This window comes from Geminicoccus flavidas, from assembly GCF_009806515.1.
GTDB lineage: Bacteria > Pseudomonadota > Alphaproteobacteria > Geminicoccales > Geminicoccaceae > Geminicoccus > Geminicoccus flavidus.
Genome location: NZ_WUJP01000378.1, coordinates 1 through 217, shown reverse-complemented (window position 1 = coordinate 217; position 217 = coordinate 1). Strand labels below are relative to the sequence as shown.

Sequence of the window (217 nt, the reverse complement as noted above, 5' to 3'; positions counted from 1 at the left end):
GGAATACCGCGGATGCGTTGAACAGGGCGCCGTGATGCTTGCGGCAGTCGAGACAGTGGCAGATGCCGACGCGGTAGGGACGCCCGGATGCCACCAGCCTGAGGCTGCCGCACAGGCAGCCGCCCGTGAATTGCTCCATGCTGCGTCTCCTCGAGGATTGGGGGCGAGTTGCCTAGCGCGGGCCCTGCCTTGTTGGCAAATCATGCCGGGTGCTTGC

General features: G+C 65.9%; 1 protein-coding gene. It reads right to left on the bottom strand.

Annotated elements, in window-relative coordinates; translation table 11 throughout:
• Positions 1-139 (bottom strand): GFA family protein (locus EQG76_RS33400; protein ID WP_407925527.1); only part of this gene is annotated, 139 nt, incomplete at its 3' end.
• Positions 140-217 lie beyond the last annotated feature (78 nt).